At 71.3% G+C, this 23,274-nt stretch carries 22 protein-coding genes; 12 read left to right on the forward strand and 10 right to left on the reverse strand.

The genetic code is table 11. The annotated features are described in order from the left end of the window. Positions 1-36 precede the first annotated feature (36 nt). Entirely contained in the window at positions 37-1,389 is a 1,353-nt protein-coding gene (locus tag LUX31_RS07310; RefSeq protein WP_443045934.1) for a sensor histidine kinase, read from the reverse strand. Between the two features lie 178 nt (positions 1,390-1,567). Between LUX31_RS07310 and LUX31_RS07315 the strand changes: the two genes are divergently transcribed. Beyond that, positions 1,568-1,768, forward strand: a complete 201-nt coding sequence (locus LUX31_RS07315; RefSeq protein WP_235479827.1) for a hypothetical protein — start codon at positions 1,568-1,570, stop codon at positions 1,766-1,768. A 110-nt stretch (positions 1,769-1,878) separates the two neighbouring features. Continuing rightward, positions 1,879-2,274: a ribonuclease domain-containing protein gene (locus LUX31_RS07320; RefSeq protein ID WP_235473957.1), complete on the forward strand. Its 396-nt coding sequence runs from the start codon at positions 1,879-1,881 to the stop codon at positions 2,272-2,274. Positions 2,275-2,453: 179 nt separating this feature from the next. Here LUX31_RS07320 and LUX31_RS07325 read toward each other — a convergent pair whose 3' ends face one another. From LUX31_RS07325 to allB, 3 genes are all read right to left on the reverse strand, one after another. Then, on the reverse strand, positions 2,454-3,080 hold the full coding sequence (locus LUX31_RS07325) for a dihydrofolate reductase family protein (protein ID WP_235473958.1): 627 nt from the start codon (positions 3,078-3,080) through the stop codon (positions 2,454-2,456). A 626-nt stretch (positions 3,081-3,706) separates the two neighbouring features. Continuing rightward, complete coding sequence (alc, locus tag LUX31_RS07330; protein ID WP_235473959.1) at positions 3,707-4,840, reverse strand: allantoicase; 1,134 nt, start codon at positions 4,838-4,840, stop codon at positions 3,707-3,709. Positions 4,841-4,904: 64 nt separating this feature from the next. Beyond that, positions 4,905-6,245 (reverse strand): allantoinase AllB, encoded by a 1,341-nt coding sequence (allB, locus tag LUX31_RS07335; protein ID WP_235473960.1) that lies wholly within the window; start codon positions 6,243-6,245, stop codon positions 4,905-4,907. A gap of 246 nt (positions 6,246-6,491) precedes the next feature. Between allB and LUX31_RS07340 the strand changes: the two genes are divergently transcribed. Continuing rightward, entirely contained in the window at positions 6,492-7,298 is an 807-nt protein-coding gene (locus tag LUX31_RS07340) for an IclR family transcriptional regulator (RefSeq protein WP_235473961.1), read from the forward strand. A 147-nt stretch (positions 7,299-7,445) separates the two neighbouring features. Here the strand turns inward: LUX31_RS07340 and LUX31_RS07345 are convergent, their stop codons facing one another. After that, positions 7,446-7,760 carry a DUF5955 family protein gene (locus LUX31_RS07345; RefSeq protein ID WP_235473962.1) on the reverse strand — a complete coding sequence of 105 codons (315 nt, stop codon included), beginning with the start codon at positions 7,758-7,760 and terminating at the stop codon, positions 7,446-7,448. A gap of 176 nt (positions 7,761-7,936) precedes the next feature. On the opposite strand from LUX31_RS07345, the gene LUX31_RS07350 reads away from it, so the two are divergent. Both LUX31_RS07350 and aceB read left to right on the forward strand, forming a co-directional pair. Then, complete coding sequence (locus LUX31_RS07350; protein WP_235473963.1) at positions 7,937-8,536, forward strand: nucleotidyltransferase family protein; 600 nt, start codon at positions 7,937-7,939, stop codon at positions 8,534-8,536. 127 nt (positions 8,537-8,663) lie between these two features. Next, the gene (aceB, locus tag LUX31_RS07355; RefSeq protein ID WP_235473964.1) at positions 8,664-10,286 is read left to right on the forward strand and encodes a malate synthase A; all 1,623 of its coding nucleotides are present in this window, start codon (positions 8,664-8,666) and stop codon (positions 10,284-10,286) included. 12 nt (positions 10,287-10,298) lie between these two features. Here the strand turns inward: aceB and LUX31_RS07360 are convergent, their stop codons facing one another. The 4 genes from LUX31_RS07360 to LUX31_RS07375 all read right to left on the reverse strand — a co-directional run bounded on the left by LUX31_RS07360 (position 10,299) and on the right by LUX31_RS07375 (position 15,459). Next, positions 10,299-10,586, reverse strand: coding sequence for a SelT/SelW/SelH family protein (locus LUX31_RS07360; protein WP_235473965.1), 288 nt, complete (start codon positions 10,584-10,586; stop codon positions 10,299-10,301). Continuing rightward, positions 10,583-11,494 (reverse strand): HipA family kinase, encoded by a 912-nt coding sequence (locus LUX31_RS07365; RefSeq protein ID WP_235473966.1) that lies wholly within the window; start codon positions 11,492-11,494, stop codon positions 10,583-10,585. Before LUX31_RS07365 ends, LUX31_RS07360 begins: the two co-directional genes overlap by 4 nt. Positions 11,495-11,538: 44 nt before the next feature. Beyond that, the gene (locus LUX31_RS07370) at positions 11,539-13,773 is read right to left on the reverse strand and encodes a protein kinase domain-containing protein (RefSeq protein ID WP_235473967.1); all 2,235 of its coding nucleotides are present in this window, start codon (positions 13,771-13,773) and stop codon (positions 11,539-11,541) included. Positions 13,774-13,953: 180 nt separating this feature from the next. Continuing rightward, positions 13,954-15,459 (reverse strand): IucA/IucC family protein, encoded by a 1,506-nt coding sequence (locus tag LUX31_RS07375; RefSeq protein WP_235473968.1) that lies wholly within the window; start codon positions 15,457-15,459, stop codon positions 13,954-13,956. Between the two features lie 175 nt (positions 15,460-15,634). On the opposite strand from LUX31_RS07375, the gene LUX31_RS07380 reads away from it, so the two are divergent. The 3 genes from LUX31_RS07380 (at position 15,635) to LUX31_RS07390 (ending at position 19,344) form a co-directional block, all read left to right on the forward strand. Beyond that, positions 15,635-17,149 carry an IucA/IucC family protein gene (locus tag LUX31_RS07380; protein WP_235473969.1) on the forward strand — a complete coding sequence of 505 codons (1,515 nt, stop codon included), beginning with the start codon at positions 15,635-15,637 and terminating at the stop codon, positions 17,147-17,149. A 72-nt stretch (positions 17,150-17,221) separates the two neighbouring features. Continuing rightward, on the forward strand, positions 17,222-18,490 hold the full coding sequence (locus LUX31_RS07385; RefSeq protein WP_235473970.1) for a VWA domain-containing protein: 1,269 nt from the start codon (positions 17,222-17,224) through the stop codon (positions 18,488-18,490). Further along, positions 18,490-19,344: a hypothetical protein gene (locus LUX31_RS07390; protein WP_235473971.1), complete on the forward strand. Its 855-nt coding sequence runs from the start codon at positions 18,490-18,492 to the stop codon at positions 19,342-19,344. Before LUX31_RS07385 ends, LUX31_RS07390 begins: the two co-directional genes overlap by 1 nt. Before the next feature lie 87 nt (positions 19,345-19,431). Here LUX31_RS07390 and LUX31_RS07395 read toward each other — a convergent pair whose 3' ends face one another. Then, the gene (locus LUX31_RS07395; RefSeq protein ID WP_235473972.1) at positions 19,432-20,067 is read right to left on the reverse strand and encodes a winged helix-turn-helix transcriptional regulator; all 636 of its coding nucleotides are present in this window, start codon (positions 20,065-20,067) and stop codon (positions 19,432-19,434) included. A gap of 87 nt (positions 20,068-20,154) precedes the next feature. On the opposite strand from LUX31_RS07395, the gene LUX31_RS07400 reads away from it, so the two are divergent. From LUX31_RS07400 to LUX31_RS07415, 4 genes are all read left to right on the forward strand, one after another. After that, positions 20,155-21,363: a pyridoxal phosphate-dependent aminotransferase gene (locus LUX31_RS07400; RefSeq protein WP_235473973.1), complete on the forward strand. Its 1,209-nt coding sequence runs from the start codon at positions 20,155-20,157 to the stop codon at positions 21,361-21,363. A 59-nt stretch (positions 21,364-21,422) separates the two neighbouring features. Further along, complete coding sequence (locus tag LUX31_RS07405; protein WP_235479828.1) at positions 21,423-21,968, forward strand: hypothetical protein; 546 nt, start codon at positions 21,423-21,425, stop codon at positions 21,966-21,968. Positions 21,969-22,038: 70 nt separating this feature from the next. Further along, positions 22,039-22,689, forward strand: a complete 651-nt coding sequence (locus LUX31_RS07410) for a hypothetical protein (RefSeq protein ID WP_235473974.1) — start codon at positions 22,039-22,041, stop codon at positions 22,687-22,689. Positions 22,690-22,784: 95 nt separating this feature from the next. Further along, positions 22,785-23,207 (forward strand): acyl-CoA thioesterase, encoded by a 423-nt coding sequence (locus LUX31_RS07415; protein ID WP_235473975.1) that lies wholly within the window; start codon positions 22,785-22,787, stop codon positions 23,205-23,207. Positions 23,208-23,274 lie beyond the last annotated feature (67 nt).

The following is a 23,274-nucleotide window of genomic DNA, read 5'->3' on the forward strand; positions in this document are numbered from 1 at the left end:
TGAAGGGGATCGATCCCGCTTCAGAGAGGTCCAGTTTCAGAGAGGTCCGCCCCACGGCAGCCAGGCCCGTACGGCGAACCCCACGCGCGCGTGCCCGTGTCCGCCCTCTCCCCCGTCCGCCTCCGTGCCGTGCTCCAGCCGTCCGCCCGCCAGCGTCGCGCGCTCGGTCAGGCCGATGAGGCCCTGTCCGGAGCCGGGGACGTGCGGGATCTCTCCCGGGGGCGCGGGATTGCGTACGGAGACGGTCAGGCCGTCGCCCGGGGCGCCCGCGAGGGACACCGTGACCTCGGCGCCCGGGGCGTGCTTGCGGGCGTTCGTGAGGCCCTCCTGGACGATCCGGTAGGCGGTGCGGCCGATGGAGGCGGGAACGGCCGCCGGTGCCGTCACACGGCTGTCCAGCACGATCTTCATGCCGGCCTCGCGGGATTCGGTCACCAGGGTGTCGAGCGCGGCCAGCGTCGGCTGTGGGCGCCCCGCCTCCTCCGCGTCGCCGGCCCGCAGGACGCCGATGATCTCCCGCAGGTCCTGGAGTGCCTCGTGGGCGCTCTCCCGGATGACCCCGGCCGCCCGCGCGACCTCCTCACGGGGTGCGTCGGGCCGGAACTCCAGGGCGCCGGCGTGGACGCTCAACAGGGTGAGCCGATGGGCGAGTACGTCGTGCATCTCGCGCGCGATGGCCTCGCGGGCGAGCCGCTGCGCCTGTTCGGCCCGCAGCGCCGCCTCCGTCTCGGCCCGCCGCAGCCGGTCCCGCAGGCTGAGCATGAGCTGCCGCTTGGACCGTACGAACATGCCCCAGCCGACCGCGGTCGCGGTCAGCAGCACACTGAGGATCACCGAGACGAGGTACGGCAGGTCCGGGTCGGGGCGCAGCCAGTAGAAGAACGGGACCACGACGACGGAGGCGGCGGCGACCAGGCCGACGTACCGGAAGGGCCGGTGCACGGCGAGGGAGAAGAGGGCGACGAGGCCGGCCCCGCCCGCCGTGCTCGACACGAGGCTGACCGCGAGCATCGCGACGGCGAGGCCGAGCGGCCAGCGGCGCCGCAGCCAGACTGCGGCGCAGGCGAGGGCGCCGAGCCACTGGTCGACGAGGGCGAGGGCGTGAGGGGTGTTCGGGTCGTTGGCCAGGGCGTCCGCGCCCAGCACGCCGATGACGACGGCCAGCAGGAAGCAGGTGAAGTCGACGACCCAGTCGCGTGCGGTGCGCCGGGGCCGTGGGGACAGGCCAAGCCGGCCGAACCGTCCGGCCCACTTGCGTTCGGAGCCGGAGTCGGGGGCAGCGTTGGAGACGGGGTCCAGTCCGTCGAGCACGGCGGACGGGAAGAGCCACCGACGCCCCGGGAACGCCGTCGGGGCCTCGGGAACGGATGTCGCCCTGTCACCACTCACAGTCGACAAATCTACGCACTCCTGGCCCGTGTCACCCCTGTCGAGTTGTGATCGTCGACCAAAGTCGCGCCGCCGCAGACTTTCGGCGGTGTCTCCGGGAGTGGCCGGCGACTTCGGGAGGCGAGTCCTCGCCCTGCGGCCGATGGAGGCGGGCGGCGCCCGGGGCGAGGATCCCGGCATGAAGCAGCTACTGGAGATCGTCGGTTTCCTCGCCCTGGTGCAGGGCGTCGCGGGTCTGCTGCACGAATTCACCGATGTGCACTGGGGCCTCGTACGGAGGATCGGTTTTCTCGACGGCTACGAGGTCTACGCGAGCGTCGCACTGCTCGTGCTGTCGTTCGCGCTGTTCGCGGCTGCCGAGAGCCGGAAGCGGGGGTGACGGGGGCGGCCGATCCCGAAGTTAACTTCCGGAAAACTCATCGGACTTGACGGGAAATTCTTCGGGGTTGTCATTGACATGCCACTGTCTACGCGCGTCATCATTGGGTCATGAGATTCCCCCCACGAATCACTCGCATCGGCGCCGCAGCCGCTGTTCTGTCCGCTCTCCTGGTGGGTGGCACCGTCACCGCCGGCACGGCCGGTGCCGCCACCACGGCAGTGGGCAGCATCTGCTACGACGATCTGCCGTCGCAGGCCTACACGACGCTCAACCTGATCGCGCAGGGCGGCCCCTACCCGTACTCGCAGGACGGCAGCGTCTTCCAGAACCGGGAGGGCATCCTGCCTTCGCAGTCCACCGGTTACTACCACGAGTACACGGTCAAGACCCCTGGCTCCTCCACGCGCGGTGCCCGTCGCATCGTCACGGGTGAGGAGTACCAGGAGGACTACTACACCTCCGACCACTACGCGTCGTTCGACCTGATCGACTACGGCTGCTGAGTCCCCCCACGACTCGGTCCCAGGAACGGCGCGACCTGATCGGCATGTACCGCTGAACCCCTTGCCCCGCGTACCCCCCACATCTCCATTGGGCGCGGGGCAAGGCAGTTCGGAATGACTTCGGAATGACGCTGCGCTTCGACATCTCGAACTGATCGCGTTGCTACCAGATCGCGTTGCTACGCGTTCTCCGGAAGCTCGTACGTGCCGTATTCCGGGCGGCCCGCGGACTCGTACGTCTGAATGGAGACGCCCGCCGTGGTCGTACGGCCTCCCATGTGCCGGAAGGCGGTCGGAACGGCGCCCTCCGCAAGGAGACGGCGTCCGGCGCCGAGGACGACCGGGAAGGTCAGCAGGTGGACCTTGTCGACGAGGTCCAGGGCGAGGAGGGACTGGGCGAGGGCGCCGCTGCCGTGCACCTGGACCTCACGGTCGGTGCGCTCCTTGAGGGCGGCGACCTCCTTGCCGAGATCACCGCTCAGCACGGTCGTGCCGGCCCAGTGCGGTTCCCTGAGGCTGGACGAGACAACGTACTTCGGTAGACCGTTCAGCCGGGACGCGACCGGGTCGGCGGGATCGGTGACCTTGGGCCAGTACGAGGCGAAGATGTCGTACGTACGGCGGCCCAGGAGGAAGACGTCGACGCGTTCGAAGACCTCGGTGATGAACCGGCCGAAGTCCTCGTCCCCGTACGGGACGCTCCAGCCGCCCTGCGTGAAGCCGTCACGCGGGTCCTCGTTGGGGCCGCCAGGTGCCTGGTAGACGCCGTCGAGGGTGACGAAGGACGTGAGGGTGAGGGTGCCCATGGCGGATACCTGCTCTCTGGGAGGGGTCCTGGTTGTCATCACCTCAGACCCCGCCGGGCCCCGCAACTCATCGGTGGCAGGGATTCCGGGCACCTCACCTCGGTGTCCGTTCGCCGCCAGCACGTGGGGCGGCGGCCCGCCGGGAGGCCAGATGCCCAGCGCGAAGCGAGGTGCACTGGACGCAATCCGCAGGGGAGGCCCAGAGGTGCAGCTCCGGGCGGGGGGAGTTCCCGCCCGGAGGGAACTCCCCCGGGGGGGCAGGCGCGCACCCCCGAGCGGGGTCCAGGGGACGCAGTCCCCGCCGAACTTCGAGGCCCACGCCCCGGAGCGGGGTCCAGGGGCGCAGCCCCGAGCGGAGTGCAGGGGACGCAGTCCCCAACGAACGTCCAGGCCCACACCCCCGAGCGGGGTGCAGGGGACGCAGTCCCCACCGGGGGTCCAGGGGGCTGCGCCCCCGAGCGGGGTGCAGGGGACGCAGTCCCCGCCGGGGGTTCAGGGGGCTGTGCCCCCTGACGGGGTCGAAGGGGCAGAGCCCCTGGGGATGGGACGGGTAGGGGCGGCGGGGGCGAGGAAAAGGCCCGCGCAGACCGTCTACGCCCAGCTCCCTCCCCCCGCCGGAGGCCCCCTCAGCCCCCAAGCTCCTGATACCGAGCCGCCAGCTCCCCCGCCCCCTCCTCCGTCAGCGAGCCGAACAGCCGCAGCCGGGCGATCCCGCCGTCCGGATAGATGTCCACCCGCGCGTGGGTGCCCGTTGCCGGGGTCGGGAGGACGAAGCGGTGGTTCGTGTCGGGCTGGAGGCGGGTGCGCGGGAGGATCTCCGTCCAGCCGCCGTTCTCTCCCTGCTCCCCGTCCTCGCCGTCCCGGAGCGACACCGTCGCCCAGCCCGCGCTGTTCCCCTTCAGATACGCCGTGTCGATCTCGATCGCCCGGATCTCCGACCGGGCCACCAGCCGGTAGCGGATCCAGTCGTTGCCCTGGTCGCGGCGGCGGCGCGTCTCCCAGCCGTCGTCCATCTTGCGGGAGCGCCCGGGCTGGATGGTGTTCGACGCCGGTGAGTAGAACAAATTGGACGCGTCCTCGGCCCGGCCGCCGTTCTCCAGGGCGACCACGTCGAAGGTGCCGAGCACCGCCAGCCAGGCGGGGTCGGGGACGATCTCGCCGTACACCCGCAGGCGGGCGATACCCCCGTCGGGATGCTGGTTGACGCGCAGGTGCGTGAAGCGCTGTTCGAGCGACACCTCGAAGCCGTTCGCCGCATGGCCGCCGACCTTCGTGCGCGGTACCAGCGTCGTCCACTTCAAGTCGTCCGACAGAAGGTCCTCGGGGGACGGGGAGCCGGATACCGACACGCCCTCCACCGACACGGCCTGCGGATAGTTCCCGCGGAAGTGGGCCGTGTCGACCACGATGCCCCGTACGACGCCGGGCGCGCCGAGCCGGACGAGGGCCCAGTCGTGGTCCTCGGCGGTCGGCCACGGGTGCTCCGCCGACGCGCCGCGCCTGCGCCGTGTCTCCCAGCCGTCCATGACCTTGCCCTTGTGGCCGAAGTGCTCGGGCACGAACTCGGCGGGCTCGGGCACGAGCATGTTCTCGCGGTGGGCGAAGAACTCGTCGTTGGCGGCGATCACCCCGGCCCCGAGACGGCGGTCGGCGAGGTCGGCGTACTGGGTGAAGGGGAAGTCCGCGGTGCGGTAGTCCGCGTACGGGTCGCCGCCTCCGTAGGGGTTCGCGTCGCCGGTGAAGCTCGGAATCGCGGTCACGGTGATCAGGTCTGCCTTTCGGAGTCGGCGCTGCGGGTGCCGGGGAACGGGAAGCCGGAGGGGGTCAAGGGGTGCGGGTCAGGAGTTGTCCCTTCGGGTCGGTGAACTCGCCCTCCGCCACGATGCGTTCGCCGCGCAGCCAGGTCGACTTCACGACCCCGCTCAGGGTCTTGCCCGCGTACGCCGTCACGCGGTTGCGGTGTTGGAGGGCCGCCGGGTCCACGGTGAACGTCTCGTCCGGGGCGAGCACCGCGAAGTCGGCGTCCCGGCCCGCCTCGATCGCGCCCTTGCGCGCGCCGAGGCCCACCAGCGCGGCCGTACGCGTGGACATCCAGCGCACGACGTCCTCCAGGGAGTGGCCCCTCCCCCGCGCCTCCGTCCACACCGCCGCGAGGCTCAGCTGGAGTCCGGAGATGCCGCCCCACGCCGTCGCGAAGTCGGCGGTCTTGAGGTCGGCGGTGGACGGCGAGTGGTCGGTGACCACGCAGTCGATCGTGCCGTCGGCGAGCGCCTGCCACAGCAGGTCCTGGTTGGCGGCCTCACGGATGGGCGGGCAGCACTTGAACTCGCTGGCCCCGTCGGGGACTTCCTCGGCGGTGAGGGTGAGGTAGTGCGGGCAGGTCTCCACCGTGATCCGTACACCCGCCGCCTTCGCCTCGGCGATCAACGGCAGCGCGTCGCTCGACGACAGGTGCAGCACGTGCACGCGCGCGTGCAGCCGCTTCGCCTGGGCGATCAGGTTCGCGATCGCCGTGTCCTCCGCGCCGCGCGGTCGCGAGGCGAGGAAGTGGGCGTACTCGGGGCCGCCCTGCTGCGGGGCCGTGTCGAGGTGGTGCGGGTCCTCGGCGTGCACGATCAGCAGTCCGTCGAAACCGGCGATCTCGGCCATCGACAGGGCCAGTTGCTCCTGGTCGAGATGCGGGAACTCGTCCACACCGGACGGCGACAGGAACGCCTTGAAGCCGAAGACTCCGGCGTCGTGCAGCGGGCGCAGGTCCTTGACGTTGTCGGGCAGCGCGCCGCCCCAGAACCCGACGTCGATGTGCGCCTTCGACGCGGCCACTTCCCGCTTCGTACGGAGGTGGTCGACCGTCGTCGTCGGCGGGAGGGAGTTGAGGGGCATGTCGACGAGGGTGGTGATGCCGCCGGCCGCCGCCGCGCGCGTGGCGGTCCAGAAGCCCTCCCACTCCGTGCGGCCGGGGTCGTTGACATGCACGTGGGTGTCGACCAGCCCGGGCAGCAGGACGTCGTCGCCGAAGTCCTCCAGGCGCGCCCCGGGCGGTACGTCGGCCTCGTACGGGAGTACGGCCGTGATCCGGCCGTCGGCGACCGCGACCGTGGCCGCGCGCGTCCCCTCGGGCGTGATGACGCGCGTCGAGCGCAACACCAGTTCGACGTCGGACACTCGGAGACCCCTCTCTGCCACCGTGAATCCCGCCGTTAACTTCCACGTAACGGAATTCAACGTTCTGTTGAAGGAGTCTTCCCCGCCCTCCTCATACCGTCAAGAGTGACCCCGGCGACAACCTGGATGTTTCCACAGAATGGAATTACAGTTCCAGAAATCAGAACGTAGCTACATACAAGCAGGCCGTCAAGCAACCGACCGGTAGGCTGCATCATCGCCTGTCAGCCGTGAAAGGAACGCGCCGTGCCGACGCCCAGCGCCAGCTCCACCGACGCCGCCAAACCCGCCGCCGCCAGCGGTGGTGTGCAGTCCCTGGAGCGCGCCTTCGATCTGCTGGAGCGTATGGCCGACGCGGGCGGTGAGGTCGGCCTGAGCGAACTGTCCGTGAGCAGCGGGCTGCCGCTGCCCACCATCCACCGGCTCATGCGCACGCTCGTCGTCTGCGGTTACGTACGACAGCAGCCCAACCGCCGGTACGCGCTCGGCCCGCGGCTCATCCGCCTCGGCGAGTCCGCGTCCCGGCTGCTCGGCACCTGGGCCCGCCCCTATCTGGCCCGGCTGGTCGAGGAGACCGGCGAGACGGCGAACATGGCGCTCCTGGACGGCGACGAGATCGTGTACGTGGCGCAGGTCCCGTCCAAGCACTCGATGCGCATGTTCACGGAGGTGGGCCGGCGTGTCCTGCCGCACTCCACCGGCGTCGGCAAGGCTCTGCTCGCCGACGTCCCGCCGGACGAGGTGCGTTCCCTGCTCGCCCGTACGGGCATGCCGGCCGCGACGAACAAGACAATCACGACCCCGGACGACTTCCTGACCGCGCTGGAGGAGGTACGCCGACTCGGCTTCGCGGTCGACGACAACGAGCAGGAGATCGGCGTCCGCTGCCTCGCGGTCTCCGTGCCCAACTCCCCGACCGCCGCCGCGATCTCGATCTCGGGCCCGGCGGGCCGGGTCACGGAGGAGGCGACGGAGAAGATCGTCCCCGTACTGAAGCAGGTCGCCGCCGAACTGTCGGAGGCACTGGCCAGCTCGGGCAGCCCCACGCACTGACGGCGGGCGCGGGGTCAGGTCGACGTGCGGCTCCGCCGCCTGGCGCGACGAACCCCGGCACAGGACAGCGCCCCAAAGGGGCGCGGGGAACTGCTCGACCAGCCCCTACCGGACCCGCGGCTATGAACCGCCGATCCAACAGAGCACTCAGCGACGCGGAGACTCCCCGAACAGCTCCACCGCCGCACGCACCTCCGACAGCCCCCGAGCCAACGCACTCACCGAGCCGATCGCCCCGGCGACCAGGAGCAACGAGCGGCGCAGGCGCGGGATTTCGGGGCGGCCGGTGATGGCCATCGCGGCCAGGGACGCCAGTTCGTCCTCGGCGATGCCACGGTCGGGGAACTCGGCCGGGTGCGCGGCGAGTTCGCGGCGCAGCCGGGACACCGCGGTCCGCAACTCCGCCACTCTCGGATCTTCGTCGCTGCCGGTCACCGACCTCTGTCCCAAGCTCCGCAACACAGCTCCCCCACGGCCCCCACGTGCGCCCCGCACACCCCCATCGCGCTGGTCGGGCGCCGGGGACGCGGGACAGTAAACGCCACCCGCGCGACAGGCGCCACACCATGGACCGAAATTCAGCCCGCGAACGTCCGTGAACACCGCCGGTTCGCCTCCGCGTCAGGTATGCAGGAGGCATGACGGAGAAGCCGGACCAGGTAGCGGGGCTGCTGCTCGCGGCGGGCGGGGGACGACGGCTCGGCGGTCACCCCAAGGCCCTCCTCGAACACCGCGGACGTCTCCTCGTCGAACACGCGGCCGACGCCCTGCGTACGGCGGGCTGCGATCCGATCCATGTCGTTCTCGGGGCGCGGGCCGACGACGTACGGAAGCGGGCCGTCCTACCCGGGTGCGTCCTGATCGACAACCCGGAGTGGACGGAGGGCATGGGCTCCTCGCTGCGGGCGGGGCTGACGTCCCTGCGGGCCACGTCGGCCCGCGCGGCCCTCGTCTCGCTGGTGGACCAGCCTGGCATCGGGCCGGAGGCCATGGCCCGCGTTCTCGCCGCGTACACCTCCGAGAAGTCCCTCGCGGCGGCCTCGTACGACGGAACGCGCGGGCATCCGGTGCTGTTCGGCGCCGCGCACTGGGCGGGTATCACGACGGTCGCGATCGGAGACCGGGGCGCCCGCGACTACCTCAAGGCCCACGGCGACGCGCTCACCCTCGTCGAGTGCGGTGACGCGGCACAGCCGTACGACATCGACACGGTGGCCGACCTGGACCGGCTGGAGTAGAGAATCTCGACGTCAACAAATTATTGAACTTCCACAATGAGGAAACTAGCATCCGTTGAGCAGAAACATCCGTTCCAAGCAGCACCCAGCAACCCACAGCCCAGCCCGCTGAAGGAAGTGACCGCTCATGTCCGCACCAGCGCCGTCCCCGCTGGCCATCGTCGACGCCGAGCCCCTGCCCCGGCAGGAGGAGGTGCTCACCGACGCGGCGCTGGCCTTCGTGGCCGAGTTGCACCGGCGGTTCACGCCCCGGCGTGACGAGCTTCTCGCGCGCCGTGCGGAGCGCCGTGCCGAGATCGCCCGCACCTCGACCCTCGACTTCCTCCCCGAGACGGCCGCGATCCGCGCCGACGACTCCTGGCGCGTCGCCGAGTCCCCCGCCGCGCTGAACGACCGGCGCGTCGAGATCACCGGCCCGACCGACCGCAAGATGACGATCAACGCCCTCAACTCGGGCGCGAAGATCTGGCTCGCGGACTTCGAGGACGCCTCCGCGCCGACCTGGGAGAACGTGGTCCTCGGTCAGGTCAACCTGGCCGACGCCTACACCCGGAACATCGACTTCACCGACCCGAAGAGCGGCAAGTCGTACGCCCTCAAGGCCGATGCCGAACTCGCGACCGTCGTCATGCGGCCCCGTGGGTGGCACCTGAACGAGCGTCATCTCCAGGTCGACGGGGAGCAAGTGCCCGGCGTCCTGGTCGACTTCGGCCTCTACTTCTTCCACAACGCGCAGCGGCTCCTCGACCTCGGCAAGGGCCCGTACTTCTACCTGCCCAAGACCGAGTCGCACCTCGAAGCCCGGCTGTGGAACGAGGTGTTCGTCTTCGCGCAGGACTACGTCGGCATCCCGCAGGGCACGGTCCGCGCGACCGTCCTCATCGAGACGATCACGGCCGCGTACGAGATGGAGGAGATCCTCTACGAACTCCGCGACCACGCCTCGGGTTTGAACGCGGGTCGCTGGGACTACCTCTTCTCCATCGTCAAGAACTTCCGTGACGGCGGCGCCAAGTTCGTCCTCCCGGACCGCAACGCCGTGACGATGACCGCCCCGTTCATGCGCGCGTACACCGAACTCCTCGTCCGCACCTGCCACAAGCGCGGCGCGCACGCGATCGGCGGCATGGCCGCGTTCATCCCGTCCCGGCGCGACGAAGAGGTCAACAAGGTCGCCTTCGAGAAGGTCAAGGCCGACAAGGACCGTGAGGCCGGCGACGGTTTCGACGGCTCCTGGGTCGCCCACCCCGACCTCGTCCCGATCGCCCTTGCCTCCTTCGACGCGGTACTCGGCGACCGGCCGAACCAGAAGGACCGCCTCCGCGAGGACGTCCACGTCGAGGCCGCCGACCTGATCGCCGTGGACTCGCTGAAGGCGAAGCCGACGTACGACGGACTGGTCAACGCCGTGCAGGTGGGCATCCGTTACATCGAGGCGTGGCTGCGCGGGCTCGGCGCGGTCGCCATCTTCAACCTGATGGAGGACGCGGCCACCGCCGAGATCTCCCGCTCCCAGATCTGGCAGTGGATCAACGCGGACGTCGAGTTCGAGAACGGCGAGCGGGCCACCCCGGAGCTGGCCCGCAAGATCGCCGCCGAGGAACTCGCGAACATCCGCGCGGAGATCGGCGAGGAGGCCTTCGCGGCCGGCCACTGGCAGCAGGCCCACGACCTGCTGCTCACGGTCGCCCTCGACGCCGACTACGCGGACTTCCTGACCCTGCCGGCGTACGAGCAGCTCAAGGGCTGATCCTCTGGTCTTCTAGGAATCCGGCTTGTCCGAGTGGCCCAGGGATCTTCCCGGGGCCACTCGGTCGCGTACGGCCTGCTTCACGGCCGTGGGCTCCGGGAAGCCCTGCTCCTTGCGGTCCCAGACCACCTCGTCGTCGACCCGGACGACGAACACGCCGCCGGTGCCGGGCTTGAGCGACAGCTCACCCAGCTCCGTCTCGAAGGTGGTGAGCAGCTCCTGTGCCAGCCAGGCCGCGCGGGGCAGCCAACGGCACTGGGTGCAGTACTCGATCTGTACGACGGGTGCGTGGGGGCTCATCCGAGATGCACCGACCAATCCTGTTCCGCCGCCGGCTTGCCGTGCAGGTCGGGGACCCGCTTGAGCCAACTCGGGCGGCCTCGCTGTGTCTTCGCCGCCCGGAGGGCCTCCTCGGCGGCGAGTTCCTCCCGGGTGGGGAAGTCGGTGGGCAGCCAGGCGGCCGAGGCCCGCACGCGCGCGTGCAGGTAGCCGACGTACGCCTCCCTGACGTCGTCCGGTGTCGCGAAGCCCGGCTCGCCGGCCAGCCAGGCGTCCGGCACCTCGGCCGCGATGCCGCGCAGCAGGTCCTCGGTCACCCGGGGAGCCAGTTCGGCGTCGGCGGCCCGGGTGTCCGGGGTGTAGTGGCCGAGGGCGTGGTGGCGGAAGTCGTAGGCCTTCGTGGGGTCGGCGCCGTCCCAGCGGTGGTGGAAGACGAGGGCGGCGCCGTGGTCGATGAGCCACAGGCGCGGGGGTGCGATGCCGAGCGTCGGCCAGATCATCAGGTTGGAGCTGTGGACCGTACGGTCGACGTTGACGGTCAGCGCGTCGAGCCAGATGACCTTTCCGGCCTCCAGCGGGTCGACCGTGCAGCTCGCGGCGACCTCCGGGGTGAAGTCCCGCGCGCCCGGCAGATAGTCCATGCCGAGGTTTACGCCGGCGCTGGCACTGTGCAGGTCCCGTACTTCCTGGTGGGGTTCGTCGTCGGCGATCTCCGGGTCGAAGTGCACGAGGACGAGTTCGGGGAAGCGCAGTCCCAGGGCGCGGGACAGCTCTCCGACGATCACTTCGGCGACCAGTGCCTTGCGGCCCTGCGCGGAGCCGGTGAACTTCACGACGTAGGTGCCGAGGTCGTCGGCCTCGACCACGCCGGGGACGGAACCGCCCGACCTCAGGGGCTCCACGTAGCGGGTTGCCGTGACCTCTCTCATGCCGCGAGCATAGTGATCAGGTGCGACAGCCGGTACGGCGTTTCTCAGCGCCAAGAAGGGTGCCCCTCCGGTGTGCTGCCAGTGGTGAGTTTGCGGGCACCCGTGCCGTCCGCGCGGATCGCCCAGATCACCGGCCGGTCGAACGGCCCCCGAACGTAGGCCACCCACTTGCCGTCCGGTGACCAGACCGGGTCCATCTCCTGGGCGGCCGTCCGCACCAGAGTCCGGTCGTCGCTGCCGTCGGTCCTGGCGATGTGGATGTCTCCGCCCGTCCCCTTGTCGGGTGCTCCGGCGGTGTACGCGAAGTAGCGGCCGTCCGGGGACCAGACGGGGTCCAGCGCCCGCCGGGGCTGGTTGGTCACCTGCCGGGGTTCGGCGCTCGGCTGTGCCGGATCGACGACGTGGACCTGCCAGCCCGAGGGCTTCTGGAGGCAGACGGCGATGAACTTGCCGTCGGGGGACCAGGCCGGGTCGTCCACCTTCCCGGAGCCGGTGGTCAGTTGCTGCGCGGAGCGGTCCGAGACGTTCACGGCGAACAGCTGCTGCACACCGTCCCCGTCGCGGCGCAGGACGGCCAGTCGCTTGCCGTCCGGGGACCAGGAGACCCGGCCGCCCGAGATGGCGCCGATCCGGCGGACGCCGCTGCCGTCGGCGTTCGCCGTCCACACGGCCGCCCCGTCGGCCGTCTTGCGGGTGAACGCGAACGACTTGTGGTCGGGGGACCACTGCGGGAGGGCGTCGCAGGTCCCGTCGATCAGTTGTTCGGGGTTGTCCGTGGTGGAGTCGCGGCGGCCGATCACGCTGTGGCATTCCGACGATCCGGGTTCCGTGTCCAGCCGGACCAGCAGCGGGGCGTCGGGGAAGACGGCGGGGGTCGATCGCCGGGGCGACGGCAAGGCTCCGCTCGCGTCGGCATCGCCCTGACCGGAACCGGTCCAGGGCTGCCACACGAGCAGCCCCGCGACGACCGCCGCGACCAGCAGCGCCGCTACGGCGACCGTCCCTCGGCGCCCGCGCCGGGGCCCGGCACCGCCGGGCGCTCCGGCGTCCCCGGGCGGGACGGGCCCGCCGGGCGGGACAGGGGCGGGTGCGAGGACCGGCGGGGGCCCGAAGCCGGGGCCGGGCGGCGACTGGACGGTCAGGGGGTGGGAGGCCACGGCCCGGCCCTCGGTCGGCGCCGACGGGGCGGGCGTGGCGGGGCGCGGGTCGGTGCCCAGCGCTTGCCCTTCGGCGACGGGGGGCGGCGCGTGGACGGTCGCGCGCTGGTCGCCGGCCGGTGCCTGCCCATCGCCGACCGGCGGCGTCACGGACACCGTCGCGCGCTGGTCCATCGCCAGGGGCTGTCCATCGGCGACCGGCGGCGGCCCGAACGCACCCGCGCGCGGGTCGAGGGGCGCCGCCGACGGGCGGTCCGTCACCGGTACCTGTCTCCGGATGAGCGCGGTCGCCTCGGCGGGTAGCCAGGTGTCCGACGGGTGTCGGACCGTGAGCTGGTCGAGGAACTCCGACGGGCCGGGGCGGTCGAGCGGGTCCTTGGCCAGGCAGGCGGCGACCAGTTCGCGCAGCCCGCCGGGCAGGTCCGTGAGGTCCGGCTGTTCGTGGACGACGCGGTAGGGCCAGGCGGCCGACGCCCCGTCGCCGAAGGGAGCGCGTCCCGCCGCCTGGCTGAGCACCACCCCCAGGGCGAACATGTCCACCGCGGGAGTGAGCCTGCCGCCGGTGAGCTGCTCCGGCGCGAGGAAGCCGAGCGTGCCGATCTGGAACCCGGTCTGAGTGAGGGCCGTACCGTCGAGGGCCCGTGCGATGCCGAAGTCGATGACCCGGGGGCCGTCCTCCGCGACGATGATGTTGGCGGGTTTCAGGTCGCGGTGGATGACCCCGGCCTGGTGGATGGCGGCCAGCGCCTCGGCGAGGCCGGCGGCCAGCACGGTGAGCGTGTCCGCGGGCAGGGGGCCCACCTGGTCGAGCAGGTCCCGCAGGGTGGGGCCGGGGACGTAGGCGGTCACCAGCCAGGCCGGTTCGCCCTCCGGATCGGCGTCCACGACCGGCGCGGTGTGGAAGCCGCCGACGCGGCGGGCCGCGGCCACCTCGTCGGCGAATCTGCGCCGGAAACCCGGTTCCGTGCTCAGTTCGGGCCGTACGACCTTGACGGCCACCGCCCGGCCCGACCGCGACCGGCCGAAGTAGACGACGCCCATTCCGCCCTGGCCGAGCCGTCCGACCAGCCGGTATCTGCCGTCCCCGACAGAGGCGGGATCACCTGGTCCGAGCGGTTTCATGACTCCCCCATCTCGCCTCTCCGGTCAGGCTGTGGGAACTCATCGCCCCGGCCCCCGTCCCCGTCGAACAGCCGTAATCAGCCGTAATCAGCCGCGAAGCTCCCCATTACCGGCCATCAGTCTAGATGTCTCGCTCATGACGTCACCGGATCCGGAACGGTTCCCCTTCGCCCCACCGGTTCACCCCGCCAGCGGGTTCGGCAGCGGCAGATAGCGGGCGTCGGCCCCGTCCGCGCCGGTCCAGCGCAGCAGCAGGTTCGTCTTTCCCGGGAGCGTGGGCGCGGTGAGCAACTCGGCGACCTCGGGGAGGTCGGGGCGGAACAGCTCCCGGCGTACGGCCTGCCAGGGGTCGAAGCCCGGGTGGCGTTCCCGCAGCACCTCCGCGACCTCCGTGAGGTGGTTGACGACCAGGCAGTACACGAGCCGCTCCCAGCCCGCCGCCCGCGTCACGTCCGGCAGCAGCTTCACGCCCTCCGCGTCCCGGTACAGGGCCTGTACGGGGGTTCCGTGGGCGTCGACCGCGATCAGGCAGTTCTGGAGGTGGGCCTCGATGACGACACCGTGGCGGGCGAACAGGTCCACGACCGGTGGCACGGCACAGCGCAGATACGCCGTCCACCATGCGGTCGGGTCGGTGAGCCCGTCGAGCGGGTTGCCGTCGAAGCCCTCGACCAGCGCGGCGGCGAGCAGCGGGGTGGCGCCCGGTACGACATGGTCGCGCAGGCCGTCGCGGACCAGTACCGCCAGCTCCTCGAAGGCGAAGTCAGCGGTGCGGTAGCCCCGGTCGCTCAGCCAGCAGCCGCCGGGGGTCCTGGCAACGGCTGCGACGACCGCCGCGTCCGTGCGGCGCAGCGCCAGCAAGTCGTGGCGCCACAGCCGGCGTACGTCGTTGGTGATGCGGACGTCGAGGCTGAACTTGACGAAGAGGTCGTGCTCGGGCGCGTACAGCGTGCGGATCGCCGCCGTGGGCCAGGTGTCGGACGTGGTCGTGCCGAGCCGGATCAGCCGGCCGTCCGCGAAGGCGTCCGTCAGGCTCGGGCCGACGAGGTCGAGCTGCCAGGGATGGGCGGGCAGCAGCCGGTAGCCGGGCGGGGCCGTGCCGAAGGCGTCCAGGGCGGATACGTCGCCCTCCTCGGCGACCGCGTCCTCGCGCACGCCGAGCAGCACCAGCGGGAAGGCGGCGTACGCCTCGGGCGCGTACGGCAGCCAGCGCGCCACCGGGCCACCGCCGCGCGCCTTGGGCGCCGGGTGGTAAGGGTGCCCGGTGAGGAGCGACTGCTCGGAGCGGCGGTACGGGTCGTCGGGCGGGGTGGCCAGGTCGCGGGCGGTGAGCAGCGCGGCGACCGCGTCCCGGCTGTCGGCCATCTCGGCGGGCAGTTCGGGGTTGGACAGGCCGGTGTGCGCCTGGAGTTCCTCGGCCACGAGCTTGACGAGTTCGGCGTGGCCGACCGGGTGCCAGGTGCCGTCGCCCGTGTTCACCTCGGGCGCGGCGGGCCGTCGTGCGCCGTGCACGCGCAGCAGGCGCTGTCCGCTCGGCAGCCGGTAAACGCGCGGCTCGCCGGTGCCGGGGACCGGCTGGGCCACTTCCCTGAGCAGACAGTTGAGCAGGGGCGCGGTCGCGTAGGCATCGGCGCGCGCTGCGGTGACGTGGTGCGCCCGCGCATCCGGGGGCGCGGTGGGGGGCATGGTGGGGTCCACGCGTTCCCTCGTTTCTTACGGTGCTTCCCTACGGTGCGGTTTCCCGCGGTGCGCTGATGATCAGTATGTCTGTCGTCGGCCCGCCCGCTCACCGGCACATACCCGCACCCAAACCCAAACCCAAACCCGCACCCGCACCCGCACCCGCATCGAGGAGCCCGCCGTGCACCGTCCCTCCAGCGCAGAGGCAGAGGTCGCCGACGAACTGGCCGCCGTACGCCCCGACCTCGCGTCGCGGTACGCGGCCGAGCTGCCCGGTGCGCGGGCCGCCGTACTGACCCGGCTGTGGCGGGCGCTCGTCCATGAGTCGCTGCCGTGGATCGTCCGCCGCGAGGGCGGCGCGGGTCTCCTGCTGGCGGACGGCCGCCGTCTGGAGGGCCCGTACGCCGATCCGTACGCCGTCGACGGCCGCGTGACCGCCGTACGGCTCGGGAGGGTCTCGTACGACGATCCGGCGCGGCTGCTGACGGACCTGGCCGTCCCGCACGGTCCCGCCTTCGCGGCCGAACTCGGCCACAGCGTCGCCTCGTTGGCCCTGTCGCGCGCGAACCAGGCGGGTGCCGTACAGACCCCGTTGACGAGCTGGGAGTGGGAGCAGCGGGTCGTCGACGGGCATCCCTTCCACCCCAACTGCCGTTCCCGGCCCGGCTTCTCGGTGGCCGAGCAGCTCGCGTACGGGCCCGAGCACCGGCCGGTCGTGGAGCTGGCGCTGGTGACGGCGGACGACTGCGCCGTGCGGGGCGAGTGGCCCAAGTGGCTGTGGGACGGGAAGCGTCCGCTGATCCCGGTGCATCCCTGGCAGTCGGCGCATGTGCTCCAACTGCCCGGCAGGGGCGGGCTGTCGGCGCATCCCCTGATGTCCCTGCGCAGTCTCGCCCTCCCGGACGGCGGCCCGCATCTCAAGACGGCGTTGAGCGCCCGGCTCACCTCCTCGGTACGGGACATCTCGCCGTACTCGATCGAGACGGCGGCGACGGTGTCGGCGTTCATGGAGTCGATGGCCGCGCGTCTCGACGGGCAGCTGCACATCACCCGCACGCTCGGCGCGGTCACCGCCAACTCGCCCGATCTGGCGGCGGTGTTGAGGGAGCCGCCGGATCAGTACGCGGACGTGGTGGCGGGCGAGCGGGTCGTTCCCGTCGGAGCACTCGCCGCCACCGGATTCCACCGATCCCCCTCCTGGCTGGCCCAGTTCACGCGTCTCGCCCTCACCGTCGGTCTGCGCCTGCTCGATCTGGGCGTCGCTCTGGAGGCGCACGGCCAGAACCTGCTCGTCGTGCTGTCGGCGGACGGGGACCCGCTGCGGCTGGTCTACCGCGACCTCGCCGACATTCGCGTCAGCCCGGCCCGGCTGGCCCGGCACGGTATCCCGGCGCCCCGACTGACCGGACGGATCGTCACCGACGACGAACCCACCCTGCGCCGCAAGCTGTTCGGCTCCCTGGTGGCGGGGGCGCTGGGCGCGACCGCCGGTTCGGAAGCGGCGCTGCGGGAGGCGCTGGAGACGGCGGTACAGGGAGTACAGGGCCTGCCGCGCACGCCCGATCTGCTCGCGCTGCTCGAACAGCCCCTGCCCACCAAGGCGTTGACCCTGATGCGGCTGTCCCCGGAGACACCCGGGGACCAGTGGACCCAACTCCCCAATCCCCTGGGAGAAGTCAAGCTGGAGGGCAGCTGACGGGCTCGCCGACAGGGGACGTTGACGGGACCCGTTTTGAAGCGGGTCGCCCCGGGTCAATAGGATCCGTCGATGATCACAAGACAACGGCTGGCGGCGGGCGCCTGCGTCCTGCTCGCCGCCCTGGCGGCCGGGATCGCGGTCCCGGCCGGAGCCGTCGCCGACGAAACCACCGCACTCGCGCCCAAGGTCAACCTCCTTCTCGACGTCAGCGGTTCGATGCGGGCGAAGGACATCGACGGGCAGTCGCGGATGGCCGCGGCGAAGCAGGCGTTCAACGAGGTGCTCGACGCGACCCCCGAGGAGGTCCAGCTCGGTATCCGCACGCTGGGCGCCAACTACCCGGGCGACGACCGCAAGGAGGGTTGCAAGGACACCGCGCAGCTCTATCCGGTGGGCCCGCTCGACCGTACCGAGGCCAAGACGGCCGTCGCGACGCTCACACCCACCGGCTGGACGCCGATCGGCCCCGCGCTGCTGAAGGCCGCCGACGACCTCGACGGCGGTGAGGGCACCAAGCGCATCGTGCTGATCAGTGACGGCGAGGACACCTGCGCGCCGCTCGACCCGTGCGAGGTGGCCCGGGAGATCGCGGCCAAGGGCATCGGCCTCACCATCGACACCCTCGGCCTGGTCCCGAACACCAAGATGCGGCAGCAGCTGAGTTGTATCGCGGAGGCGACCGGCGGAACGTACACGTCGGTCGAGCACACCGACGAACTCGCCGACAAGGTCAACCAGTTGGTCGTCCGCGCCGCCGACCCGGTGGTGACGCCGGTCGCGGTCACGGGTGCGGCCGGGTGCACGAACGCCCCGGCGGTGAAGTCCGGTCTGTACACGGACCGCGAGGAGTTCGGCCAGCAGCGCTGGTACCAGGTCGAGGTCCAGCCCGGTCAGGAACTGCGGGCCTCGGTGAGCGTGTCGGCGGACCGGGCCGTCAACCCCGACTACGGGGTGCTGCTGCGGGCGGTGACCGCGAAGGGCCGCGAGATCGTGCGCGGCGAGGGCAACGGCACCGGCCGTACCGATGTCATCTCGACGGGCCTGCGCTATCCGACAGCTGAGGCCGACGACGACGCCGAGAAGACCGCAGCCGAGACCGTGTGTCTCCAGGTCACCAACTCCTTCTCGGCGGCGAGTGGTGTGGCGTCCACGCCCGGTCTGCCGCTCGAACTAACCGTCGACGTCGTCGACGGCCCGAGCCAGGCGAGCGATGTGGCCTCCTTCGGTCTCGGCCGTGGCTGGTGGCTGCTGGGCGCGCTCGTCCTGGTCGGCTTCCTCACGGGCGTCCTGTGGGGCTGGCTCTCTCGTTGGCGGCTCGCGGTCTGGAGGACCAACTGATGCGTGCTCTCAACAATCTCGGCAACTTCGGTAACTTCGGCAATCAACTGACGCGCGGTGTCCGCGTGTTGGGTTCGGCCGTGCTGCTGCTCGGGCTGGCCGCCGTCCCGGCCGTAGCCGACGAGACGCCCTCCCCGAGCCCCTCGGACGGCAGCTCGGCGCCCACCTCGGCGGGCACGTCGTTCCGTACGGCGACGGAGATCGACCAGGGCCAGCAGGCCACCGCGAGCGGCTCGGCGGGCGACTACCTGTACTGGTCGTTCCCCGCCGACGCCGGCCAGCGCCCCACCGTCAAGGCGACGGTGAAGCTGCCGGACACCCACGCGTCCGAGGCCTGGCAGCTCGACGTGTACGACGGTCTGCGGCGCCGCCAGGCCTGCCAGTACGGCGCGCAGACCCGCACCGCCGCCGCGGGCACCGCCTCCGTGGAGCTGGCGTGCACACTGCGCACGGTCCGGGCCTGGTCGGAGCAGTGGGCCAACGACCCGCTGCCGGGCACGTACTACGTCCGCCTGACGGCCGTGAACCTCCCGACCTCCGACCTCGGCCTCCCGGTCGAGGCCGAACTGCGGGTCGACTCCAAGGACATCGGCGGTTCGGCGGCCGTGGACGGCTCGCTGGCCGAGCCGCTGGTGCCCGGGATCGCGGTCAAGTCCGAGGACACGGAGGACAGTTCGACGGCGACCGCCGTGCTGTCGAGCATCGAGCCCGACGACGGCTGGGCCTCCGGCTGGTGGTCCGACCGCTGGGTCTGGACGGCGATCGGCGGTGCGCTGGCCGCCCTGGCGGGCGTCGGCGGCTACGCCCTGACGCGCGGCTCGGGCCGACCGAGGCAGGTCCCGCCGGGAGCCTGACCGACGCCTGACGGTTCGTCAACATGCCCGCCGCGCTCGGCAGTACGCGGCGGGCATGTCCCGTTCCCGGCCCCCTGGTCGTGTCGATCAGGCCTCGCGCAGGGCCTTGGCGAGCGTTCCCTCGCCGGTCACCTCGATACGTCCGCCCCGGACCGCGTCCAGCACGCTCACGTCCCCCCGGCCGACCGCCGCGCAGGTGCCGGTGTCCATCGACAGCCGGGCGTCGGGCTCCTCGGGGGCGGGCCCGGCCCCGTACACCGGAACGTCCTCGGCACCGACATACAGGTGGAACTCGCCCTCCTCCAGCCGGACTTCGACGAGTCCCCCACCGCTCACGCCCTCCAGCCCGCGCAGCAGCGGCAGCGCGAACCAGTGGGCCCGTACCGCGTCCGTGGCCCGGCGCTCGGTCAGCTCGGGGGCGCCCCACTCCCACAGCGCCTGGAGGACGGGCAGCAACTGCCTTCCCCGGGCGGTGAGTTCGTAGACGTACACCGCTCCTGGCGGCGGCAGCCGACGCCGGGTTGTCAGTCCCTCGCGCTCCATGTCCTTCAGCCGGGAGGCCAGTACGTCCGTGCTGACGCCCGGGAGGTCCGCGTGCAGGTCCGTGTAGCGGCGCGGGCCGGCCAGCAGTTCGCGGACGATCAGGAGGGTCCAGCGGTCGCCGACGACATCGAGGGCGCGCGCGGTGGAACAGTACTGGTCGTAGCTTCGGCGAGGTGACATGCGACGCAGTCTAGACATGTCGTTGGACTTTCCAAGCTGGAACTTGGTAAAACCAAGCAACACACGAAACCGGAGGGGCGAGCGCGCATGGAGTTCCGGCAGTCGAACAAGCTCAGCGAGGTCTGTTACGAGATCCGCGGCCCGGTGATCGAGCACGCGGACGCGCTGGAGAAGGCGGGCCACAGCGTGCTGCGCCTGAACACCGGCAACCCCGCGCTGTTCGGCTTCGAGGCGCCGGAGGAGATCCTCCAGGACATGATCCGCATGCTGCCGCAGGCCCACGGCTACACGGACTCGCGCGGCATCCTCTCCGCCCGCCGCGCGGTCGCCCAGCGCTACCAGACGCTCGGCCTGGAGGTCGGCGTCGACGACGTCTTCCTCGGCAACGGCATCTCCGAGCTGATCTCGATGGCCGTACAGGCGCTGGTCGAGGACGGCGACGAAATCCTCATCCCCGCCCCGGACTTCCCCCTCTGGACGGCGGTGACGACCCTCGCCGGCGGCAAGGCGGTCCACTACCTCTGCGACGAACAGGCCGACTGGTACCCGGACCTGGACGACATGGCGGCGAAGATCACCGACCGCACCAAGGCCGTCGTCATCATCAACCCGAACAACCCCACCGGCGCGGTCTACCCGAAGGAGATCATCGAGGGCATCCTCGACCTGGCCCGCCGGCACGGCCTGATGGTCTTCGCCGACGAGATCTACGACCAGATCCTGTACGACGACGCCGTGCACCACTCGGTCGCCGCGCTCGCCCCCGACCTGGTCGTCCTCACCTTCTGCGGGCTGTCGAAGACGTACCGGGTGGCCGGCTTCCGCTCGGGCTGGCTGGTGGTCACCGGCCCGAAGCAGCACGCGAAGAGCTATCTGGAGGGCCTGACGATGCTGGCCTCCATGCGGCTGTGCGCCAACGCGCCCGCGCAGTACGCCATCCAGGCCGCCCTCGGCGGCCGCCAGTCCATCCACGAGCTGACCGCCCCGGGCGGGCGGCTGCACGAACAGCGCACCGTGGCCTGGGAGAAGCTCAACGAGATCCCGGGCGTCTCGTGCGTGAAGCCGAAGGGTTCGCTGTACGCGTTCCCGCGCCTCGACCCCAAGGTGCACAAGATCCACGACGACGAGAAGTTCGTCCTGGACCTGCTTCTCCAGGAGAAGATCCAGGTCGTGCAGGGCACGGGCTTCAACTGGCCCACCCCCGACCACTTTCGCATCCTCACCCTCCCGTACGCGGACGACCTGGACGTGGCGATCAGCCGGATCGGGCGGTTCCTGAGCGGTTATCGGCAGTAGTGGCAGCCGGACGGTCGGCCGCCGTCCGTCATGGGTAGCCCTTTCCCATGACGGACCGAATGACCGACCGGCCACTGCTGCTCCTCGACGTCGACGGCCCCCTCAACCCGTTCCGCGCCCGGCTGCTGCGCCCGCACGGTTACGTGACCTGCCGGATGCACCCTCCGAACTGGTCGGCCAGGCAGAAACCGGGCTCCCGGCGGCTCCGCCGCGGCCTGCGGATACGGCTGCACCCCAGCCACGGCGCCCGGCTGCTCGCCCTGCCGTACGACCTGGCGTGGGCCACGGTCTGGATGCACGGGGCGAACAAGATGATCGGCCCGGCGATCGGACTGCCGGCCGACCTGCCGGTCATCGAGTTCACCAATATGTTCGCCGAGGATCCCGACGGGCTGTTCTGGAAGACGCGCCGCGTAGTGGAGTGGGCGGACGGACGCCCCTTCGCCTGGGTCGACGACATGATCACCGACCTCGACGTCCGCCATGTGGCCGAGCATCACCCCGGGCAGGCGCTGCTGCTGCGGATCGACCCGCGCAAGGGTCTCCGGGAGCGCGAGTTCGCGGAGCTGGAGCGCTGGGCCCTCGATGTCAGTGCCGGGTCGTAGTCTTCGAACGGGTTGAATCCACCGAATCGACCCATGATCGAGGAGACCCGTGACCGGGGAGGAGTGCGCCATGACACGACCGCCGACCGCCGCCCAGCGACGCGTCATCGACGCCGCCGACCCCGTCACCGGCCGGCTGCGGGGCACGGAGTACCAGCTCGCCGCACTGGTGAAGCGCGGGCTCGCCTTCCGGCATCCGCGACCACCGCACGACCACTTCCTGACACCGACGGGCCATCGCATACGGGAGGAAGCGCCGCCCACGGACACACCGGCCGCCACCGAGGTCGCCCCTGCCTCCGTCGGGGCCACTGGCGTGTTCGCCGCGCGGGTGGGAGGCGAGGAGGAGATACCGGCCGCCGGGCCCGCCCGGACGCGTGAGGTGCACAGTGCCTGGCAGGGGCTGCTGGAGCTGCGCCGGATGACCAACAGGGACGGGGCCATGGACCGTCCGTGCGGCTGGGAGCGTACGCATCTGGTGCAGGCCGCCGCGCTCGCGCTGGAGGCGGCCGGCCACCGCCCGGCCGACGGAGGTGGGAGCGGCGGTGGCTATCGGGTGCGGGCGACCCCGCAGCCGGAGGCCGTCGCCGTGCGCGAGCCCGACGGTGACGCGCTGCGGGCCTGCGCGGCCACGCTGGAGAAGGCGGGCTGGCAGGTCGGCGAGCACACCGAGCCGCGTACCGGCGCCCGCTATCTGCTGGCGTCGCCCCGACGGACGTAACCGCTGTTCACACAAAGGCAGTTGACGGGTATGAGCGACCGCTCAGTACGCTGGCTCCGTCATCGTGAAGCCGAGCAGTCGTGAAGGGGAAAGTCGTGGCCGAACCGTTTTCCGTCCCGGTGACCGTGCGCGGGTACGAGATCGATGGGCAGGGGCACCTCAACCAGAGCGTGTACGTCAACTACGCGGAGCACGCCCGCTGGGCGTTGCTCAAGGAGGCCGGGATCAGCCAGTCGGGGCTGATCTCGAAGGGCGTCGGACCGGTGGCCCTGGAGACCACCATCCGGTACCAGCGGGAGCTGCTCGCGGGCGACGAGGTCGAGGTGACGTGCGGCTTCGTCTGGGGTGAGGGCAAGACATTCCGCATCCGGCAGACGATCCGCAAGACCGACGGCACGGTCGCCGCGGAGATCACGGCCGTGGGTGGGCTGATGGACCTCAAGGCACGCAAACTGGTCGCGGACCCCAAGGAGTACTTCCGGGCACTGGCGTCGGAGCCGCAACTCTTCGGACTCTGACCGACACTCACAGCGACCTCCTACTCCCACCCCACGGCATTCCCAACTTGGCGCGCGACCCTCAACC

The sequence above is a fragment of the Streptomyces sp. GQFP genome (assembly GCF_021545335.1).
GTDB lineage: Bacteria > Actinomycetota > Actinomycetes > Streptomycetales > Streptomycetaceae > Streptomyces.

Coding starts and splice junctions, on each gene's coding strand:
- LUX31_RS07370 (WP_235473967.1), bottom strand. CDS start 13,773: ATGAAACCGCTCGGACCAGGTGATCCCGCCTCTGTCGGGGACGGCAGA.
- LUX31_RS07410 (WP_235473974.1), top strand. CDS start 22,039: ATGACACGACCGCCGACCGCCGCCCAGCGACGCGTCATCGACGCCGCC.
- LUX31_RS07365 (WP_235473966.1), bottom strand. CDS start 11,494: ATGAGAGAGGTCACGGCAACCCGCTACGTGGAGCCCCTGAGGTCGGGC.
- LUX31_RS07400 (WP_235473973.1), top strand. CDS start 20,155: ATGGAGTTCCGGCAGTCGAACAAGCTCAGCGAGGTCTGTTACGAGATC.
- LUX31_RS07325 (WP_235473958.1), bottom strand. CDS start 3,080: ATGGGCACCCTCACCCTCACGTCCTTCGTCACCCTCGACGGCGTCTAC.
- LUX31_RS07320 (WP_235473957.1), top strand. CDS start 1,879: ATGAGATTCCCCCCACGAATCACTCGCATCGGCGCCGCAGCCGCTGTT.
- LUX31_RS07395 (WP_235473972.1), bottom strand. CDS start 20,067: ATGTCACCTCGCCGAAGCTACGACCAGTACTGTTCCACCGCGCGCGCC.
- LUX31_RS07385 (WP_235473970.1), top strand. CDS start 17,222: ATGATCACAAGACAACGGCTGGCGGCGGGCGCCTGCGTCCTGCTCGCC.
- LUX31_RS07360 (WP_235473965.1), bottom strand. CDS start 10,586: ATGAGCCCCCACGCACCCGTCGTACAGATCGAGTACTGCACCCAGTGC.
- LUX31_RS07315 (WP_235479827.1), top strand. CDS start 1,568: ATGAAGCAGCTACTGGAGATCGTCGGTTTCCTCGCCCTGGTGCAGGGC.
- LUX31_RS07390 (WP_235473971.1), top strand. CDS start 18,490: ATGCGTGCTCTCAACAATCTCGGCAACTTCGGTAACTTCGGCAATCAA.
- aceB (WP_235473964.1), top strand. CDS start 8,664: ATGTCCGCACCAGCGCCGTCCCCGCTGGCCATCGTCGACGCCGAGCCC.
- LUX31_RS07375 (WP_235473968.1), bottom strand. CDS start 15,459: ATGCCCCCCACCGCGCCCCCGGATGCGCGGGCGCACCACGTCACCGCA.
- LUX31_RS07405 (WP_235479828.1), top strand. CDS start 21,423: ATGACCGACCGGCCACTGCTGCTCCTCGACGTCGACGGCCCCCTCAAC.
- LUX31_RS07350 (WP_235473963.1), top strand. CDS start 7,937: ATGACGGAGAAGCCGGACCAGGTAGCGGGGCTGCTGCTCGCGGCGGGC.